The organism is Hydrogenophaga sp. L310, from assembly GCF_055703065.1.
This window is the reverse complement of record NZ_JBVPZA010000011.1, coordinates 126,698-145,763: the sequence shown is the minus strand read 5'-3', so window position 1 is coordinate 145,763 and position 19,066 is coordinate 126,698. Positions and strand designations below refer to the sequence as shown.

18 protein-coding genes and 2 tRNA genes are annotated in these 19,066 nt (G+C 63.4%); 16 read left to right on the top strand and 4 right to left on the bottom strand.

All coding sequences use genetic code 11. From position 1 onward, the window contains the following. Positions 1-62: 62 nt before the first annotated feature. The 9 genes from AC0GNO_RS17950 (at position 63) to AC0GNO_RS17910 (ending at position 8,514) form a co-directional block, all read left to right on the top strand. Entirely contained in the window at positions 63-788 is a 726-nt protein-coding gene (locus tag AC0GNO_RS17950) for a YebC/PmpR family DNA-binding transcriptional regulator (protein WP_472904928.1), read from the top strand. Continuing rightward, on the top strand, positions 785-2,062 hold the full coding sequence (gene purD, locus AC0GNO_RS17945) for a phosphoribosylamine--glycine ligase (protein WP_472904927.1): 1,278 nt from the start codon (positions 785-787) through the stop codon (positions 2,060-2,062). The genes AC0GNO_RS17950 and purD overlap by 4 nt, the downstream gene beginning before the upstream one ends. A gap of 13 nt (positions 2,063-2,075) precedes the next feature. Continuing rightward, positions 2,076-2,990, top strand: a complete 915-nt coding sequence (gene hemF / locus AC0GNO_RS17940; RefSeq protein ID WP_472887983.1) for an oxygen-dependent coproporphyrinogen oxidase — start codon at positions 2,076-2,078, stop codon at positions 2,988-2,990. A 59-nt stretch (positions 2,991-3,049) separates the two neighbouring features. Next, the gene (gene nadD, locus AC0GNO_RS17935; protein ID WP_472904926.1) at positions 3,050-3,661 is read left to right on the top strand and encodes a nicotinate (nicotinamide) nucleotide adenylyltransferase; all 612 of its coding nucleotides are present in this window, start codon (positions 3,050-3,052) and stop codon (positions 3,659-3,661) included. After that, complete coding sequence (gene rsfS / locus AC0GNO_RS17930; RefSeq protein WP_472887981.1) at positions 3,658-4,467, top strand: ribosome silencing factor; 810 nt, start codon at positions 3,658-3,660, stop codon at positions 4,465-4,467. The genes nadD and rsfS overlap by 4 nt, the downstream gene beginning before the upstream one ends. Further along, complete coding sequence (gene rlmH, locus AC0GNO_RS17925) at positions 4,464-4,931, top strand: 23S rRNA (pseudouridine(1915)-N(3))-methyltransferase RlmH (RefSeq protein WP_472887980.1); 468 nt, start codon at positions 4,464-4,466, stop codon at positions 4,929-4,931. Before rsfS ends, rlmH begins: the two co-directional genes overlap by 4 nt. A 54-nt stretch (positions 4,932-4,985) precedes the next feature. Then, the gene (locus AC0GNO_RS17920; protein ID WP_472887979.1) at positions 4,986-5,603 is read left to right on the top strand and encodes a Maf family protein; all 618 of its coding nucleotides are present in this window, start codon (positions 4,986-4,988) and stop codon (positions 5,601-5,603) included. Then, on the top strand, positions 5,494-7,221 hold the full coding sequence (locus AC0GNO_RS17915; protein ID WP_472904925.1) for an Rne/Rng family ribonuclease: 1,728 nt from the start codon (positions 5,494-5,496) through the stop codon (positions 7,219-7,221). Before AC0GNO_RS17920 ends, AC0GNO_RS17915 begins: the two co-directional genes overlap by 110 nt. 207 nt (positions 7,222-7,428) lie before the next feature. Next, a complete protein-coding gene (locus AC0GNO_RS17910) occupies positions 7,429-8,514 on the top strand; it encodes an outer membrane protein (RefSeq protein WP_472904924.1) in 1,086 nt (361 codons plus the stop codon). 62 nt (positions 8,515-8,576) lie between these two features. Here the strand turns inward: AC0GNO_RS17910 and msbA are convergent, their stop codons facing one another. Next, on the bottom strand, positions 8,577-10,382 hold the full coding sequence (gene msbA, locus AC0GNO_RS17905; protein ID WP_472904923.1) for a lipid A export permease/ATP-binding protein MsbA: 1,806 nt from the start codon (positions 10,380-10,382) through the stop codon (positions 8,577-8,579). A 260-nt stretch (positions 10,383-10,642) separates the two neighbouring features. Between msbA and tolB the strand changes: the two genes are divergently transcribed. The 7 genes from tolB (at position 10,643) to AC0GNO_RS17870 (ending at position 15,616) form a co-directional block, all read left to right on the top strand. Continuing rightward, a complete protein-coding gene (tolB, locus tag AC0GNO_RS17900) occupies positions 10,643-11,878 on the top strand; it encodes a Tol-Pal system beta propeller repeat protein TolB (RefSeq protein ID WP_472887975.1) in 1,236 nt (411 codons plus the stop codon). A 66-nt stretch (positions 11,879-11,944) separates the two neighbouring features. After that, positions 11,945-12,532 carry a peptidoglycan-associated lipoprotein Pal gene (gene pal, locus AC0GNO_RS17895; RefSeq protein WP_472904922.1) on the top strand — a complete coding sequence of 196 codons (588 nt, stop codon included), beginning with the start codon at positions 11,945-11,947 and terminating at the stop codon, positions 12,530-12,532. 13 nt (positions 12,533-12,545) lie between these two features. After that, a complete protein-coding gene (gene ybgF, locus AC0GNO_RS17890; protein ID WP_472904921.1) occupies positions 12,546-13,331 on the top strand; it encodes a tol-pal system protein YbgF in 786 nt (261 codons plus the stop codon). A 68-nt stretch (positions 13,332-13,399) separates the two neighbouring features. Continuing rightward, on the top strand, positions 13,400-14,515 hold the full coding sequence (locus AC0GNO_RS17885) for a YeeE/YedE family protein (RefSeq protein ID WP_472904920.1): 1,116 nt from the start codon (positions 13,400-13,402) through the stop codon (positions 14,513-14,515). A 25-nt stretch (positions 14,516-14,540) separates the two neighbouring features. Continuing rightward, on the top strand, positions 14,541-15,362 hold the full coding sequence (locus AC0GNO_RS17880) for a tRNA threonylcarbamoyladenosine dehydratase (protein ID WP_472904951.1): 822 nt from the start codon (positions 14,541-14,543) through the stop codon (positions 15,360-15,362). Positions 15,363-15,408: 46 nt separating this feature from the next. Beyond that, a tRNA-Lys gene (locus tag AC0GNO_RS17875) sits at positions 15,409-15,484 on the top strand. Between the two features lie 56 nt (positions 15,485-15,540). Further along, positions 15,541-15,616 (top strand) — tRNA-Lys (locus AC0GNO_RS17870). Positions 15,617-15,760: 144 nt separating this feature from the next. Here the strand turns inward: AC0GNO_RS17870 and AC0GNO_RS17865 are convergent. From AC0GNO_RS17865 to prmB, 3 genes are all read right to left on the bottom strand, one after another. Next, positions 15,761-16,006 (bottom strand): GlsB/YeaQ/YmgE family stress response membrane protein, encoded by a 246-nt coding sequence (locus tag AC0GNO_RS17865; RefSeq protein WP_472887971.1) that lies wholly within the window; start codon positions 16,004-16,006, stop codon positions 15,761-15,763. 154 nt (positions 16,007-16,160) lie between these two features. Then, positions 16,161-18,173, bottom strand: a complete 2,013-nt coding sequence (locus AC0GNO_RS17860) for an ABC-F family ATP-binding cassette domain-containing protein (RefSeq protein ID WP_472904919.1) — start codon at positions 18,171-18,173, stop codon at positions 16,161-16,163. Then, the gene (prmB, locus tag AC0GNO_RS17855) at positions 18,170-19,063 is read right to left on the bottom strand and encodes a 50S ribosomal protein L3 N(5)-glutamine methyltransferase (protein WP_472904918.1); all 894 of its coding nucleotides are present in this window, start codon (positions 19,061-19,063) and stop codon (positions 18,170-18,172) included. The genes AC0GNO_RS17860 and prmB overlap by 4 nt, the downstream gene beginning before the upstream one ends. Positions 19,064-19,066: the final 3 nt, after the last annotated feature.

The following is a 19,066-nucleotide window of genomic DNA, read 5'->3' as shown; positions in this document are numbered from 1 at the left end:
GGTGAAAACGTAAAATCGACTGCTTATTAGATCAAACCCGAAACGGGGATAAGGAATCTTTCGTGGCCGGACACAGCAAATGGGCAAATATTCAACACCGCAAGGGTCGCCAGGACGAAAAGCGGGGAAAGATCTGGACGCGCGTCATCCGTGAAATCACGGTGGCCGCCCGCACCGGTGGCGGTGACCCGGCGATGAACCCGCGTCTGCGTCTCGCGATCGACAAGGCCAAGGCCGCCAACATGCCGGCCGACCGCATCAAGTACAACGTGGACAAGGCCTCGGGCGCCCTCGAGGGCCAGGCGCTGGAAGAGATCCGCTACGAGGGCTACGGCATCGGCGGCGCGGCCATCATCGTGGACACCATGACCGACAACAAGGTGCGCACAGTGGCCGAAGTGCGCCACGCGTTCAGCAAGTACGGTGGCAACCTGGGCACCGACGGCTCGGTGGCGTTCCAGTTCAAGCATTGTGGCCAGATCATCTTCGCGCCCGGCACTTCGGAAGACAAGGTGATGGAAGTGGCGCTGGAAGCGGGTGCGGAAGACGTGATCACCGACGAGGACGGTGCCATCGAGGTGCTGACCGCTTACACGGATTTCGAAGCCGTGAAAAACGCGCTGGAGGCCGCAGGCTTTAAGCCTGAAGTAGCCGAAGTGACGATGCGTGCCGAGAACAGCATTCCCCTCACCGGTGAAGACGCTGCGCGCATGCAAAAGCTGCTCGATATCCTGGAAGACCTGGACGATGTGCAGGAAGTCTTTCACAACGCTGAGATCAACGAATGAAAGTCCTGGTGATTGGCGGCGGAGGCCGCGAACACGCGCTGGCGTGGAAGTTGAAGCAGTCCGAGGGTGTGGAGCAGGTGTTCGTGGCGCCCGGCAACGCCGGTACCGCACGCGATGTGCAACTGACCAACCTGCCTATCACCGACAAGGTGGCGTTGCGCGAATGGGTACAGGCCAACGGCATCGGCCTGACCGTGGTTGGCCCGGAGGCGCCGCTGGCGGCCGGCGTGGTGGACGAATTCCGTGCCCACGGCCTGGCCATCTTCGGCCCCACGCAGAAGGCCGCCCAACTGGAAAGCTCCAAGGCCTTCTCCAAGGCCTTCATGCAGCGCCATGGCATTCCCACGGCCGAGTACCAGACCTTCACCGACCCTGTGCAGGCGCACGCCTATGTGGACGCGAAAGGCGCTCCCATCGTCGTCAAGGCGGACGGTCTGGCAGCAGGCAAGGGCGTGGTCGTGGCCATGAGCCCGGCCGAGGCGCACGAAGCCATTGACTTCATGCTGCTGGACAACCCCCTGGGCGTGGCGCACAACGAAGGCGGCGCCCGCGTCGTGATTGAGGAATTCCTCGAAGGCGAAGAGGCCAGCTTCATCGTGCTGTGCGACGGCGTGAACGCACTCGCGCTGGCCACCAGCCAGGACCACAAGCGCCTGCTCGACGCCGACCAGGGTCCCAACACCGGCGGCATGGGCGCGTATTCGCCCGCGCCGGTGGTCACGCCCGCGGTGCACCAGCGCGCGATGGACGAGGTGATCCTGCCCACGCTGCGCGGCATGGCGGCGGATGGCATTCCTTACACCGGCTTCCTCTACGCCGGCCTGATGATCACGCCCGATGGCCGCGTGAAGACGCTGGAATTCAACTGCCGCATGGGCGACCCGGAAACCCAGCCGATCATGATGCGGCTCAAGAGCAACCTGGCGCAGGTGCTGCTGTCGGCCACCCGCGCCGAGCTGGACCGGGTGACGCTGGAATGGGATCCTCGTGTGGCGCTGGGTGTGGTGCTGGCTGCGGCCGGCTACCCGCTCAACCCGCGCAAGGGTGACGCCATCACCGGTCTGCCGGCGGACGCCGCCGATGCCATGGTGTTCCATGCGGGCACCACCCGCGGCCCGGGCGGTGCCATCGAGGTTTCCGGGGGGCGGGTGTTGTGTGTCACAGCGCTCGCCGACACGGTGGCCGATGCGCAGCAGAAGGCCTATGGTGTGGTGGACAGTATCCAGTTCGACGGCATGCAATGCCGCCGTGACATCGGCTTCCGCGCCCTCTGAGCATCAAGACCCCATGAGCAAACAGACACAGCGTGTGCGTGACTACCTGACCGGCCTGCAAGAACGCATCACCTCTACCGTGGCACTGGTCGATGGCGGCCAGTTTGTGGTGGACCAGTGGAAGAAGCCCGCCGGCGAAACCCTGCAAGGCCAGGGCATCACGCAGATCCTGGAAGGCGGTGCGGTGTTCGAGCGCGCCGGCTGCGGCTTCTCGCACGTGACCGGCCCGCGCCTGCCGCCTTCGGCCACGCAGCACCGGCCCGAGCTCTCAGGCGCGCCATTCGAGGCCATGGGCGTTTCGCTCGTGTTCCATCCACGCAATCCCTATGTGCCGACGGTGCACATGAACGTGCGCATGATCGCGGCCACGCCCAAGGGAGGCGAGCCGGTGTGCTGGTTCGGTGGTGGCATGGACCTCACACCGTACTACGGCTTTGAGGATGACGCGGTGCACTTTCACAGCACCTGCAAGACCGCCCTCGACCCCTTCGGGGTCGACAAGTACCCACGCTTCAAGAAGTGGTGCGACGAGTATTTCTACCTCAAGCACCGCGACGAGCAGCGTGGCGTGGGTGGTGTCTTCTTCGATGATTTTTCCGAACTCGGGGTCGATGGCAGCTTCTCCATGCTGCGCTCGGTGGGCGATGCATTCCTGGACGCCTACCTGCCCATCGTCGCCCGCCGCCAGGGCACACCTTACGGCGAACGGGAGAGGGACTTCCAGCTCTACCGCCGCGGGCGGTATGTGGAGTTCAACCTGGTCTGGGACCGCGGCACACACTTTGGCCTGCAGTCGGGCGGGCGCAGCGAGTCGATCCTGCTGTCCATGCCGCCGTTGGTGAGCTGGTCGTACCAGCGCAAAAACGCCAAGGCCTCGCCCGAAGCACGTCTCTACACCCACTTCCTGGTGCGCAAGGACTGGGTTTGACGCTCATTCCAGAATCCGCTGAAAAGACGGAACAGCGTGCCAAACCCCTGCGTGTGGGCATGTTCGGCGGCGCGTTTGACCCGCCGCACCGGGCACACCGCATACTGGCGGAAACCGCTTTGACTCAGTTGGGGCTCGATGTGTTGCACATCTTGCCTACCGGTCAGGCCTGGCACAAGTCGCGCTCGTTGACGTCGGCCGAGCACCGCCTGGCGATGTGTGAGCTGGCTTTCGGCGATTTGCCCCGCACCCGCATTGACCGCCGAGAAATCCAGCGCGAGGGCCCGAGTTACACCGCCGACACCCTGCGCGAACTGGCCGGCGAATACCCGGGAGCCGAGCTGTTCCTGGTGCTGGGCGCTGACCAGTTGCTGGCTTTCAAGCGCTGGGTTCGGTGGTCCGAAGTGCTGGAGCTGGCCACCCTGGCGGTGGCGAACCGGGCCGCAGAGATCGGAGCCGATGCCTTGCGCGAGCATGCGCTTGAGGCGGACCTTTCCTCTGTGGACCTGCCTTTCCGGCGTCTTGAAATGCCCCTCCAGAACATCAGCGCCACCGCAGTGCGCGCCCATGTCGGCCAGCCCGTAGACCGCAGCAACTTGCTGTCGGTTCTGGTGCCCGAAGCCGTCGCAAGCTATATTTCACTCCATCACCTTTATCAAGAGCCTTCATGACCAGCGAAACCACCGCCAAAAAAGACATCCAGAAACTCCAGCGCGCCATTGTGGAGGGGCTTGAGGACGTCAAGGGCCAGGACATCGTGGTCTTCAACACGGAACACCTCTCGCCCTTGTTCGAGCGGGTGATCATCGCCAGCGGCACCTCCAACCGGCAGACCAAAGCGCTGGCGTCCAGCGTGCGCGATGCCGTGCGTGAAGCAGGCTTTGACAAGCCGCGCATCGAAGGCGAAGAAAACGGCGAATGGATCATCGTGGACTGCGGCGCGGCCGTGGCCCACGTGATGCAGCCGGTCATCCGGCAGTACTACCGCCTGGAAGAAATCTGGGGTGCCAAGCCGGTGCGCCTGAAACACGGCGCCGAAAAGGTTGCAGAAGCCATACCCGTGGCCAAAACCGCAGCCAAGAAGGCAACGAGCAAGACCAGCAAAAAGGGCGTGCAGAAGGAAGTGAAACCGATTGACGCGAAGTCGGTGGCCCGCAAGGCGGCGAAGGCGGTTTCTGCTGCGGCCGCTGCTGCGCCCGCGAAGACCGCCGCCAAGCCCGGCACACAGGCCGGTGTCAAAGCCGTGGCCAAGACCGCGGCCAAAACAGCTGCCAAGACCGCTGCCAAGAGCCCAGCCAAGCGTGTCGCTCCCACGGCAGCCCGCAAGACCGCGACCAAGACATCACCCGCCAAGGCGCCGTTGAAGACCGTGGTGGTCAAACCCAAGACTGCCCGAACGGCGGCCAAGAGCGCGACCAAGACGGTGGCCAAGCGCGCGCCTGTGGCCACCAAGGCGGCTCCCAAGAAAAAGGCATGAAGCTGCTGATCGTCGCGGTCGGGCAGCGCATGCCCGACTGGGCCCAGACCGCCTACGACGATTACGCCAAACGCTTCCCGCCCGAGTTGCGGGTGGAGATCAAGACCGTCAAGACCGAGCCTCGCGGCTCCAAGAGCCTGGAGACGCTGCTGGCTGCCGAGCGTGAGCGCATTCAGGGGGCATTGCCACGCGGTTGCCGTGTGGTGGTGCTCGACGAACGCGGCACCACCTTCACGACCAAAGCCCTGGCCCTCCAGTTGCAGCAATGGCAACTGGAGGGCGATGACGTGGCCCTGGTCATTGGCGGGCCCGATGGCCTGGAGCCGGCGTTTCGAGCCGCGGCACACCAGCGCATCCGTCTGTCGGATCTGACCTTGCCCCACGCGATGGTGCGGGTGCTGCTGATCGAACAGCTGTACCGGGCATGGTCCGTCAATGCCAATCACCCTTATCACCGCGAGTGAACGACCGCGCCTGGCCGGGGCAGCCCTGCGGCGAAACGCATTGCCCGAACCGATATGACCGATTTCATCTATCTCGCCTCCCAGAGCCCGCGCCGTCTTCAGTTGCTGGAGCAATGGGGCGTGCGCTGTCAACTGCTGCTGCCCGATGTGGACGAAGACGTCGAGGCGCTCGAAGCGGTGTTGCCCGGCGAAGCGCCGGCCAGCTACGTGCAGCGGGTGACCGGGCTCAAGCTCCAGGCCTCGCTCGCCCGGCTCAAGCGCCGGGGCTTGCCGCCCGCGCCCGTGCTGTGCGCCGACACCACCGTGGCGCTGGGCCGGCGCATCCTGGGCAAACCGGGTGACGCTGGCGAGGCATGCCGCATGCTCGCCGATCTGGCAGGACGGCGCCACCGGGTGCTGACGGCCGTGGCGGTGGGCAAACCGGCGGGACGTGGTCTTCGCCAGTGGGCTGCTTTGTCCACCTCGTGGGTCAGTTTTGCCCCGCTCAGCGCGACACAGATCCGCCGCTACGTCGACAGCGGCGAGCCCATGGGCAAAGCCGGCGCCTACGCAATCCAGGGCCATGCGGCGCTGTGGACCAGCCACATCAGTGGCAGTTATTCGGGCATCATGGGTCTGCCTGCGCACGAGACGGCACAGGTGCTCGGTGAGGCCGGTGTGCGGCTGCTCTGACACTGCGAACCTCCAGAATTCGAGACAAACGATCGCCATGAGCCAGGACATCTTGATCAATTGGGCGCCCCAGGAAACCCGGGTGGCGGTGGTGGAGCAGGGCGCGGTGCAGGAAGTGCACCTTGAACGCACGCTGGAGCGTGGCCTGGTGGGCAATATCTACCTGGGCAAGATATCGCGCGTGCTGCCAGGCATGCAGTCGGCTTTCATCGACATTGGCCTGGACCGGGCGGCGTTTCTGCATGTGGCCGATCTGATGCCCAATATCGCCGCCAAGCACGCAGCGCCCCGCGAACGCAGTCAGGCTTCAGTGCCAGCGGAAGGGGTCAGTGAAAGCGTCCGCGCCGAAGGCGCCTTCAATGGCGACAACGGATCCAGCAACCAGGTGCTGAAGCCCGATCCGGTGTTGCCCATCGAGCGGCAGATCTTTGAGGGTCAGGCGCTGATGGTGCAGGTGCTCAAGGACCCGATCGGCACCAAGGGCGCGCGCCTGACGGCACAGATCAGCATCGCCGGGCGGTTGCTGGTGTTTCTGCCGCAAGACAACCACATCGGGGTGTCACAAAAAATTCCGCCGACCCAGCGCGAGGCCCTGCGCCAGCGTGTGCTGGGCCTGGCCGTGCCGCAGGATGGCAGCGTGACCGGGGGCTTCATCCTCCGCACCAATGCCGAGGATGCGACCGACGAGGAACTGAGCGAGGACATCGCCTACCTGCGCAAGACCTGGCAACGGATCAAGGAGGCCGCCACGCGCCAGCCGGCGGCCACGCTGCTGCACGAGGACCTGAACCTGATGCAGCGCGTCTTGCGCGATCTCGTGAGCGCGCAGACGCAGTCGATCCGCATCGATTCGCGCGAGCAGTTCGGCTTGTTGCAGGCCTTTGCCAGCGAGTTCATGCCCGACACGGTAGCCAAGCTGCAGGTCTACACCGGTGAACGTCCGATTTTCGACCTGTTCAACATTGACGAAGACATCGTGCGGGCACTGAGCCGCCGGGTCGATCTGAAATCGGGTGGCTATCTGGTGATCGACCAGACCGAGGCGCTGACCACCGTGGATGTGAACACGGGCGGCTTCGTGGGCGCGCGCAATTTTGATGACACGGTGTTCCGTACCAACCTGGAAGCCGCGCAGACGATTGCGCGCCAGCTGCGGCTGCGAAACCTGGGCGGCATTGTCATCGTCGACTTCATCGACATGGTGCGCGAAGACCACCGGGATTCGGTGTTGACCGAATTCCGCAAACAACTTGCCCGAGATCGGGTGAAAACCATGACGGGTGGATTCTCCCAGCTCGGGCTGGTGGAGATGACGCGCAAACGCACGCGTGAATCGCTGGCCCACATGCTGAGTGAAGTTTGCCCGGCGTGCAGCGGAAAAGGTGTGGTGAAGACCGCGCGCAGCGTCTGCTACGACATCTTGCGCGAGATCCTGCGCGAGGCGAGAGCCTTCAACCCGCGCGAGTTCCGTGTGGTCGCATCGGCCAAGGTGGTCGAGCTCTTCCTTGACGAAGAAAGCCACCACCTTGCGGGCTTGTCCGACTTCATCGGCAAGCCCATTTCGCTGCAGAGCGAAAGTTCAATGACGCAGGAACAATACGACATCGTGCTGCTTTAATGCTCTCTCGGTGGACCGATGAAAACACCCGAAAAAGCTCTCGCACGTCTGTCTGTGCGATAACGAACATTGTTGTATTGAAGCCTCTCGTTACCGAGTTGGCGTGCTGATGCGTTGATAATCCGCCTGTGACGAGAGATGGGTGCATTTACATCAAACAATGTTTCATTTCGTAAGCTCTTTTAACTTTCCTTATATGGAGAAATCATGAAACTCACACCATTGAATTCGGTTCTGCTGACAGGTGGTTTGTTGGTGGCCTCGCTCGGTCATGCTGGTATGGTCAATGACAGCCACGGGAATGTAGGTTACGACACCGCTGCCGAGTGCGACGCAGCGGTTCAGGCGGGCCAGGCCCGCTTCTATGAGGCATCGACCACCATGCCGCCACTGCGGCGCAAGGGTGAAGCGACGGTTCGCACTGCGCGCCTGTCCGATCTCGGTCCGCAATACAAGCTGGGTGCCTGTGACGTGGGCGTGAGCCGCGCGAACGGCCGCAATGGTGTGGCCAAGGCGCTGGTTGGCAAGTACGTGCCCTACAGCCCCGACATGCCCATCAATCTTTATGCTGACAATTCAGGTATGGCCGTGCGCGCCAGCATGGCGAAGTGCGACAACCGCTTCTCGGACGTGATGCCGCGCGCCGTGCCGCTGCCGGTGGTTGCGCCTGCGCCCGCACCGGTCGCCGTGGCTCCCGCACCAGCGCCAGCACCTGTTCCAGCGCCGGTGGCAGCGGCTCCTGTAGCCGCACCCATGGTGGCTCCTGCACCACCGGCTCCAGGTATGACGCCCTACGTATTCGGTACCCTGGGTGTCGTCAACGACAGCGTGGTGCATCGCGGTCAGAATGGCAGCATCCTCGTTGGCGACAGTGATCGTCAGATCGGTCTGCAAGTGGGCGCCGGTCTGCAATTCAACAACATCCTGGGCGCAGAAGTCTTTTATCAAACCGGCAAGAGCCATGAGTACACCGCGCTGAATGGCGTGGACTTGTCCGCGAAGGCCAAGGTGTTTGGCGCACGTGTGACGGCTGGCAGCAACGTGACGGAAAAACTGAGGTTGTTTGGCAAGCTGGGCGTGGCCAGTGTGAAACACACCAGTGGCCAGTTTGCGGATCTGCCGAGCCATTCCAGCTCGCAGACCCGACCGACTGTGGGTGTGGGCTTCACCTATGCGTTGAGTGAAACCCTGATGTTGCGCGGCGATGCGGACCACTACAAGCTTCGTGGATCCAACAACCCACGCTGGGGTAACGTCGACTACTTCGGTCTGGGCCTGCAGTACAACTTCTGAAGTTGATGGCATCTCTGGATGCCCTGGAAGCCGGAAGCACCCTGGAGGTGCTTCCGGCTTTTTTACGCATCGGCTTCGGGGGTGAGTTTTTGTGCATGCAGACGGGCATACAGACCGTCGCTGCGGAGCAGTTCTTCATGGCGACCCATCTCACTGATCTGCCCGTCGGCCAGTACAACGACACGGTCGGCATGCTCGATGGTGGACAGTCGGTGGGCGATCACGATGGTGGTGCGCCCCTTCATGAGCCGCGCCAGCGCATCCTGTACCAGCCGCTCGGACTCGTTGTCCAAGGCTGAAGTGGCTTCGTCCAAGATCAGGATGGGTGCGTTCTTGTAGATGGCCCTCGCGATCGCCAGCCGCTGGCGCTGGCCGCCGGAGAGTTCGGCCGCGTTGTGTCCCACCGTGCTGTGCATGCCCCGGGGCAGGCGCTCCAGCAGATCGAGCAGGTTGGCCGAGGCCAGGGCCGCGCGCACGCGCTCTTCGTCGATCTGGTCGTCGGCTGCCCCCAGCGCCACGTTGGCCGCCAGGCTGTCGTTGAGCATGATCACTTCCTGGCTGACCATGGCGAACTGGCGCCGCAGGCTGGCCAGATCCCAGCTGGGCAGGGGCACGTCATCCAGCAGCACTTCGCCGCGGTCCACTTCGACAAAGCGTGGCAGAAGATTGGCCAGCGTGGTCTTGCCCGAACCCGAGGGGCCCACCAGGGCCAGCACTTCACCCGGCTGGATGCTCAGGTTGATGCCGCGCAGCGCGCTGCGGCTGATGTGGCCGTCGTCCGGCTGCTCGTCACGCGTCGGGTAGCGCACCCAGACGTCGCGCAGGGTGATGGCGCCCTTCACCTGATCGGCCCGGTGGGTGCCCGATGTTTGTGGCGGGGTTTCATCGATGAGTTCCAGACCCCGTTCCAGCGCGGCGAGTCCCCGGGTGATCGGGCCGGCGATTTCGGCCAGGTGCCGGATCGGTGCGATCAACATCAGCATGGCGGTGACAAAGGCCACAAAGTTGCCCACGGTCACACCGCTGCTGGTGCTTTGCCACAGAGCCACAGCAATCACGGCCGACAACGCGGCGGCGGCGAGCATCTGGGTCAGCGGGGTCATGGCGGCGTGGGCCACGGTGGACTTGAGGGCCAGGCGCCGCAGGGAAACGCTGAGTCCGTCGAAACGCTGGGTCTGGCGTTGCTGGGCCCCGTGCAGGCGCACCATGCGGTGGGCCAGCGCGTTTTCTTCCACCACATAGGCCAGTTCGTCGGTGGCCTGCTGGCTGGAACGCGTGAGGCGGTACAGACGGCGCGAGAGCACACGCATCACCAGAATCAGGCCAGGAAACAGCAGCAGCACGATCAGCGTGAGCTTTCCGTTCAGGTACATCAGATAGCCCAGCAGGGCCAGCAGCGTCAGGCTGTCCTTGGTCAGGCTCAACATGGCGTTGACCAGCATGGACGACCCCGTCTGCACCTCGTAGACCAGGGTGTTCGAGAGCTTGCTGGCGCTTTGACGGGCAAACAAGGTCATCTGGGCATCGTTGAGCCGGACAAACATCGCTCGCCGCAGGTTCAGCAGACCCAGGCTGGCTGTGTAGGACAACGCATACTGGGCCAGAAACCCTGCCAGACCACGTATGCCAAACAGACCCATCAGTGCGACGGGCACCATCCACAGGTCGATGTTGCCCTCGGCAAAGCCCCGGTCCAGCAAGGTCTTGAGCAAGGCGGGGATCAGTGGTTCGGTCAAGGCCCCCACGATGGTGCAGATGGCGGCCAACACGATGCCACTCTTGGCGGAGCGGAAATACGGCCAGAACTGGCGCAGTCGCTGGATGATGGTGTTGGCTGGCTGCTTGCTGGAAGCGTTGGAATCGGTCAAGTCTGCGCGGCCTTGGATGGCGGGGTAGGGTGGCTGGGCTGGGTACAGCGTGCCCGTGGGCACAGCCTGTACAAAAAAAGCACAACTTGTCACGGGTGCAGAAAGTGCTTCCGGTATTATCTGCTGGCAATTGGAAAACGGGCTTCACAATCCGCTTTCCAGCCACATCACCCAACCCATACCGAATGCAGGCATTGAATAGATCTGACTGGCAGCCCTCGCGGCGGTCCCTTCTGGCCCAGGCCACCGCACTTCCCCTGATGGCCTGGCCATTGCAAGACGCACTGGCCCAATTCCGCGTCGAAGTTTCCGGGGCCGGGGTGACCCAGATTCCGGTATCGGCGGTCAGCTTCCGCGACAACGGCGTGGTCAACCAGGACATGGCCGCCATTGTCCGGGCCGATCTGGAGCGCAGTGGTCAGTTCCGCTTTGTCGAGCCTTTGCCGGCGCGGCTCGATGAAACCTCGCGACCTGAGTTCGCTGCGTGGCGCAGCAAGGGCAGTGACGCGGTGCTGACCGGCAGCGTTTCGCGTCTGGCCGATGGCCGATTTGACGTGCGGTTCCGTCTGTGGGATGTGGTGCGCGGTCAGGATCTGGGTGGACTGAGTTACCCGGTGTCCACCACGGATCTGCGTTTCGCCGCGCATCGGATCGCCGACTACGTGTACGAAAAACTCACGGGTGAAAAAGGCGTCTTCTCGACACGCATCGCCTATGTGACCAAGGCCGGGCAGCGGCACACGCTGCTGGTGGCCGATTCCGATGGCGAAAACGCCCGTGCAACGTTGACCAGCCCGGAGCCCATCATCTCGCCGAGCTGGGCTCCGGGGGGCGCCCAATTGGCCTATGTGTCGTTCGAATCGCGCAAGCCCGTGATTTACTCGCACGACGTGGCCACGGGCAAGCGCCGCCTGCTCGCCAACTTCCGGGGATCGAACAGCGCCCCAACGTGGTCGCCCGATGGTCGCCAGCTGGTGGCGACCCTGTCAATCTCCGGCAACGCGCAGATCTATGCCATGGACGCCAACGGCAGTGCGCCGCGCCGCCTGACCCAGTCGGGCAGCATCGACACCGAGCCTGTTTTCAGTGCCGACGGGAAGAGCATTTTCTTCGTCAGCGACCGCGGCGGCTCGCCGCAGATCTACCGCATGGGCGTGCAGGGCGCGAACCCGCAACGCGTGACCTTCACGGGCAACTACAACATTTCGCCAGCGCCCAGCCCGGATGGACGCTGGCTGGCCTTCATCTCGCGTGTTGGCGGGGCGTTTCGTCTTCACGTCATGGAGCTGGCCTCGGGCAATGTCACAGCCGTCAGCGAGACCAGCGCCGATGAAAGCCCCAGCTTTTCACCCAACAGTCGCCTGATCATCTACGCCACCCGCGAACGCGGACAGGAGGCCCTCATGACCAGCACGGTGGATGGTCGCATCAAGACCCGCCTTGCCAGCGCAGGGGGAGACATTCGGGAGCCCGAATGGGGCCCATTCACCCGCTGACGGCGAACTGTTTCAGATCTGCGCCATCATTCAACCATTCAAACCTGTCCAGAAAGGGATACACCCATGAACAACAACCTTAAATCGACCCATTCGACCGCAACAGGTGGCAAACGTGTTTGGCTGACCCGCTTCGCGGGTCTGCTGGTGGTTGCCTCCCTGGCTGCCTGCGGATCCAGCGTCAAGCTCGACGATGTTCCCGTTGAAGACCGCACCGGCGGTGCGGCCGGGCAGGCTGGTGCAGGGGGGGGCACGGGCAGTGGCGTGGATCCTCGGGGTGTGTCGGGTGTCGAGGTGCCGGGCATGGATTCGCAGCAACCCGAAGCCATGGCGCGCGTGGTGTATTTCGATTACGACAGCTTCGAAGTGCGTGGCGAATACGCCGCAACCCTGGAAGCCAACGCACGTTACCTGAAGGCCAACAGCAGCCGCAAGATCGCCCTGGAAGGCCACACCGACGAGCGTGGTGGTCGTGAATACAACCTAGCACTCGGACAGAAGCGCGCCGAAGCCGTGCGCCGCTCACTCTCACTGATGGGTGTGAGCGAGTCGCAGATGGAGCCGGTGAGTTTTGGTGAAGAAAAGCCTGCTGCATTGGGTATGGACGAAGAGTCCTACGCCAAGAACCGTCGGGTGGAACTGACCTACCGTTGAGCCGATGTCCTTGATGAACCGTTCAGTTCCCTCGCTCTTGAGTGCAGCGGCCTTGCTGATCAGCAGCCTTTGGCCCTTGCAGGCGCATGCGTTGTTCGACGACGATGAGGCGCGCAAAGCCATCATCGAGCTGCGCAACAAGTTCGATACCCATCGCCAGTCGACCGACAACTCATTGTCTCGCATGGCCCAGGAGTTGAGGGATAGCCAGACCTCGACCCAGCGCAGTCTGCTGGAGCTGGCCAACCAGAACGAACAGCTGCGTGGTGAGGTTGCGCGTCTGCTTGGGCAGAACGAGCAGCTGGCCCGTGAAGTTTCAGAGCTTCAGCGTCAACAAAAAGACGCACAGGCCGGCGTGGATGCCCGTTTGCGTCAGGTGGAGCCAGTGCCGGTCTCTCTGGATGGCCGCGAGTTCACGGCTTCGCCCGAGGAGAAGCGCGACTTCGATGCGACCATGGAGTTGCTGCGCCGATCGGAGTTTGGACCAGCTGCTGCGGGGTTTGCGGGTTTGCTGCGTCGCTATCCCAGCAGTGGCTACACGCCTTCCGTTCTGTACTGGCTGGGCAACGCCCAGTACGCCAACCGCGCCTACAAGGAGTCGATCGAGAGTCATCACCGCTTGGCGAGCCAGTTTCCCGACCATCCCCGTACGCCCGAGGCACTTCTGGCCATGGCCAACAGCCAGATCGAACTCAAGGACAGCAAGGCCGCACGGCGCACGCTGGAAAATCTGATCAAGGCCCATCCCCAGTCCGAGGCCGCAGCGGCTGGACGCGAGCGTCTCGCCCGCCTGCGCTGATCGCGGCGGGTTTGTCGACATGGCCTTCCAGTCCGGGTGACCGGAGGGCTCCTCCTACAATGTCGGCCATGATGGACATCGCCGATATTCAAACACTGCATACCCAAGTGCTCTGGGCCGCATTCGCGGTCTCGGCGGTGTTTGGTTTTATTGCCCAGCGCACCCAGTTCTGCACCATGGGCGCCATCAGCGACATCATCAACATGGGCGCCTGGACGCGCATGCGCATGTGGGGCATGGCTGTGGGGGTGGCGTCTATCGGCTTTTACACCATGGGCTGGCTGGGCTGGATCGATACCAGTCAGACCATCTATGGGTCAGGCCGGATCATCTGGCTGTCTGCGATTGTGGGTGGAACCCTGTTTGGCTTTGGTATGGTGCTGGCTTCAGGGTGCGGCAGCAAGACGCTGGTGCGCATCGGTGCCGGTAGCCTGAAGTCCTTGGTGGTGTTTTTTGTCATGGGCTTTGCCGCCTACGCGACCTTGCGCGGCGTGCTCGCGGTGCTTCGCGTCAACACCGTCGATCTGGTGGCCTTTGATATCGGGGCGGGCGGCACCGTGCCGATGTGGATCGTTGCAGCCGTGGGACTGGAGTCGGGCAACGCTGGTCTGCTGGCTGCATTGATCCTGGGAGGGGGGCTGGTCATCTGGGCCCTGATGGACGCCGATTTTCGCAACGCCAACAACCTGCTGGGTGGTGTGGGCCTGGGGCTTGTGATTGCGGCCATGTGGTGGGTCAGTGGACACATGGCGTTTGTTGCCGAACATCCGGAGACACTGGAATCGGTTTACCTCGCCACCAACACCGGGCGCATGGAATCCCTGACCTTCACAGCACCGATGGCCTACGCCCTGGACTGGCTGATCCTCTTCAGCGACAAGTCCAACGTGCTGACCCTGGGCGTGGTCACGGTGGCGGGTGTGGTGGTCGGGGCTTTTGCCCAGGCACGGCTGGAAGGCAGTTTTCGCTGGGAAGGCTTTCGCAGCACGCAAGACACGGCCCTGCACATGGGTGGTGCGTTCTGCATGGGCGTGGGGGGAGTGACCGCGCTGGGTTGCACCGTGGGCCAAGGTCTTTCGGGTCTGTCCACACTGAGTCTCACCAGTGCCATCGCGGTAGCGGGCATCGTGCTCGGCGCAGTTGGCGGTGTGCGCTTCCAGCTCTGGTTGCTGGAACGTGAGTGAGTACGACAAGGGCAGCGAGCCTGTCATGACGCCCGATTTCGAACGCCGCTTCGGTGGCTTGCGCCGACTCTACGGGCAAGAGGGCTCCCAACGCATCTTTGATGCCCATGTGGTGGTGGTGGGCATTGGCGGTGTCGGATCGTGGTCTGTCGAGGCCCTGGCCCGCAGCGGTCTGCGGCGCCTCACCCTGATTGATCTGGACCACGTGTCTGAATCCAACATCAACCGCCAGATTCATGCCCTGGACATCACCTTGGGACAAAGCAAGGCACAGGCCATGCGCGAGCGCATCTCGATGTATCACCCGACCTGTGTGGTTGACGTGATCGAGGAGTTTGTGACGCCTGAGAACTGGCCTGCACTTTTGGGTGAAACGATGGTTGAAGCTGGGGCGAGGCCCTCTGGCCTCATTGATGCCTGCGACCAGATGCGGGCCAAGTCCGTGCTGGCTGCCTGGGCCGTGAAAAAGGCCGTGCCCTTCGTGACCGTGGGAGCCGCGGGTGGAAAACGACTGGCCCATGCCATGGAGGTGGCCGATCTGGCCTTCACCACACACGACCCCTTGCTGGCGCAACTGCGTTATCAGTTGCGCAAACACCATGACGGCGCACGCAACGGCCCCATGGGTGTGAGCTGTGTGTTCAGCCGCGAAGCCGTGTCGCCACCCGACGCCTCGTGCGCACTGGCCGACGCGGGAGACGGATCGTTGAATTGCCACGGTTATGGATCGGCGGTGAGTGTGACGGCCAGTTTTGGCATGGCCGCCGCGGGTGCTTTGATGAACGCGATCGCGAGCGATTCAAAAAGTCCTGCTGGTCTTGAAAATAGGTTGAAAATGACGCTATAATTTGAGGCTTGGCGATGTAGTAAAAGCCAACTTTGCAAGGCCAGATGGGGCGTTAGCTCAGTTGGTAGAGCAGCGGACTCTTAATCCGTAGGTCGAGTGTTCGAGTCACTCACGCCCCACCAGATGCTGGCATCTGGATGGTCTCTCATCCGGTCGCCGTTGATGTTTTTTGAATGTTGGGACGTTAGCTCAGTTGGTAGAGCAGCGGACTTTTAATCCGTTTGTCGTGGGTTCGACCCCCGCACGTCCCACCAGATTCCCCTCGCGGGAGTTGAAAAGCCTGCTACTGATTCGGTAGCAGGCTTTTTCATTTGTGCTCCCGTTACCCGTTCGGTGACAGTTTGATGTCGAGTGCCCCAGACGACACCCTGGATGGGGCGCGCTTGCCGGTCAATGGCTCATTTCTTCCGGATCAGGCCGACGACCACGAGCAGGATCAAAGCGCCTATCACCGAGGCAATGAATCCCGCCGCTTGGCCCGGAGCGTAAAGCCCCAGCGCTGCGCCACCATAGCTCGCGAGGAACGATCCCGCCACGCCCAGCAAGGCGGTCATGATCCAGCCCATGTTGTCGTCGCCGGGTTTGATGGCGCGGGCGATGAAGCCTGCGATCAAGCCAATGAAGAGTGTGATCAGAATGGACATGGGCGGGCTGCCTTTCGATGTGTCGGATTGAGCAAGGTGTGGGATCACACTGTAGCGCCAAGCCCGCTTTTTCGCTCTCACCCTTCCCATGCAGCACACCTGCCTGTGAACGCCGTCACTGCAACGTGCATGTCACAGACTGAGCGCGGGGCGCTCACCCGTTGGCGCTGGCGCCTTCGATCAGTTCGGTGAGTTCCAGCCAGCGCAATTCCAGCGTTTCAATCTGATCGTTCACCGCTTTCAGTTCGCGTCCCGCGTCGGCCATGTCCTTGGGACTCGCGGGCTGGCTCAGGCGGGCCTCCAGCTGGTTTTTCTGCTGGCTCAATGCGGCGGTGCGTTTTTCGTTTTGCTCCAGCTCTTTCTTCAGCGGGCGCAGCTGCTCGGTGAGCTGCTGGCGGCGCTGGGAGTCCTGCTTGCGCTGTTCGGAGCTGCGATTGACCGATGGTGCCGGCGCGGCCACTGTCACGGCCACCACGGCGGGCGCCGCCACATTGCCCCGCAGCAGGTCTTTCTGCTCCTGGCGCTGGGCTTCCCGCGACTGTTTGGCCATGTCCAGCAGGTAGCGCTGGTAGTCGTCCAGATCACCGTCGAACGGTGCAATGCCGCCGCGCGAGACCAGCCAGAATTCGTCGCACACGGCGCGCAGCAGGGCGCGGTCGTGGCTGACCAGCATGACCGTGCCTTCGAACTCGTTGAGCGCCATCGACAAGGCTTCGCGGGTTGCGAGGTCCAGGTGGTTGGTGGGCTCGTCGAGCAGCAGCAGGTTGGGGCGCTGCCAGACGATCATGCACAGCACCAGGCGCGCCTTTTCGCCGCCGCTCATGCTGCCGACCGCCTGCTTCACCTGGTCGCCGGTGAAGTTGAAGCTGCCGAGGAAGCTGCGCAGGTCCTGCTCACGTGTGGCCTGGCCGCTCAGGCGGCCTTGCGCCGTGCACTCGCGCACCAGGCGGATCATGTGCTCCAGCGGGGTGTCGGCCGGGCGCAGCACGTCCAGTTCCTGCTGGGCGAAATAGCCGATGTTCAGGCCCTTGCCTTCGATGATCTCGCCGCTGATGGCCTTCAGATCACGGGCGATGGTCTTCACCACGGTGGACTTGCCCTGGCCGTTGGCGCCCAGGATGCCGATGCGCTGGCCGGCCAGCACCGAGCGGCTGACGTTACGCACGATGGTGATCGGTTCGCCGCCCGCGACGGGTGGCGGATAACCAAAGCTCACCTCGTTCATGGCCAGCATGGGGTTGGGCAGGTTCTGCGGCTCGCTGAACTCGAAAGTGAAGTCGGCATCGGCCAGCACCGGGCCGATTTTCTCCATGCGCTCCAGCGCCTTGACACGGCTCTGCGCCTGCTTGGCCTTGCTGGCCTTGGCCTTGAAGCGCGCGATGAATTTCTGCAGGTGCGCGACCTTCTCCTGTTGCTTGGAATACGCCGTGGCCTGCAGCGCCATCTGCTCGGCGCGCATGTCTTCGAACTTGCTGTAGTTGCCGCCGTAGCGCGTGAGCTGGGCGCGCTCGATGTGGATGGTGACGTCGGTCACCGCGTCGAGAAACTCGCGGTCGTGGCTGATCACGAGCATGGTGCCCTCGTAGCGTTTGAGCCAGGCTTCCAGCCAGACCAGGGCGTCCAGATCCAGGTGGTTGGTGGGTTCGTCGAGCAGCAGCAGGTCGCTGGGGCACATCAGGGCACGCGCGAGCTGCAGGCGCATGCGCCAGCCGCCCGAAAAACTGTTGACCGGGTTGTCGAGCTCGTCGGTGCGGAAACCCAGGCCCAGGATGAGCGCCTGCGCGCGGGCCGGTGCATCGTGCGCGCCCGCATCGTGCAGCGCCATGTAGGCGTGGGCCATGCGCTCGCCGTCGTTGCTTTCTTCCGATGCGGTCACTTCCTGCTGCGCGGCGAGCAGGGTCACGTCGCCTTCGATGACGAACTGCGTGGCCGGCATGTCGGTCTCGGGCATGTCCTGCGCGACCTGGGCCATGCGCCACTGGGCCGGAACGTAGAAGTCACCCTTGTCCTCGTGCAGCGTCTTGTTGAGCAGACCAAACAGGCTGGACTTGCCGGCACCGTTGCGACCCACGAGGCCGACTTTTTCGCCGGGGTTGATGGTGGCGGAAGCGCCATCGAGCAGGACCTTCGTGCCACGACGAAGGACCAGGTTTTTCAGTGTGATCATGGGCGGGGCGCTGGCGGCTGGGCCATTGCCGAAAGGGAATCGGAAGTGAGAAGAAGGACCTGGTCGTCGCCGGCGCTGGTGGACAGCCACACGGCTTCGAGTTGCGGGAACGCGGTTTCGAAGTGTTCGCGTTCGTTGCCGATTTCGAGCACCAGCACGCCGTGGGGCGACAGGCGCGAGGGCAGGTCTTGCAAGAGGGTGCGGATGAAATCCATGCCGTCGGCGCCGCCCGCCAGTGCCAGCGCGGGTTCGGCGCGGTATTCGGCGGGCAGCGCATTCATGCTCTGTGCGTTGACATAGGGCGGGTTGCACAGCACCAGATCGTACGGGCCGGGGCAGGCCGCCAGGCCGTCGGACTCGATGAGCGTGATACGGTCCTTCAGGCCGTGCTGGTCGACGTTGATGCGGGCCACGGCCAGCGCATCGGTGGAGATGTCGGCGCCCGTGACTTGCACCTGCGGCCAGACCATGGCTGCCAGCACGGCGAGACTGCCGTTGCCGGTGCACAGGTCCAGCACATGGATCGTGTGCTCGCCCAGCCAGGCGTCGAAGCCACCGTCGGCGAGCAGCTCCGCAATGAAGCTGCGCGGCACGATGGCGCGCTGATCCACATAAAACGGCACCCCCTGCAGCCAGGCTTCGTGCGTGAGGTAGGCGGCTGGTTGGCGGGTCTCGATGCGGCGTGTGATCAGCTCGGCCACGGCCAGCGCATCTTCGTCAGAGACGGGCGTTTCGGCCATCTCTTCCAGGTCGCCGTCCAGCGGCAGGTGAAGTTGCCACAGCACGAGCCAGGCGGCTTCGTCGCGGGCGTTGGTGGTGCCGTGGCCATAGGCCAGATGGGCGGCTTCGAGGCGTGTCGTGGCCCCGGCGAGCAGGTCTTGCAGAGTCATGGG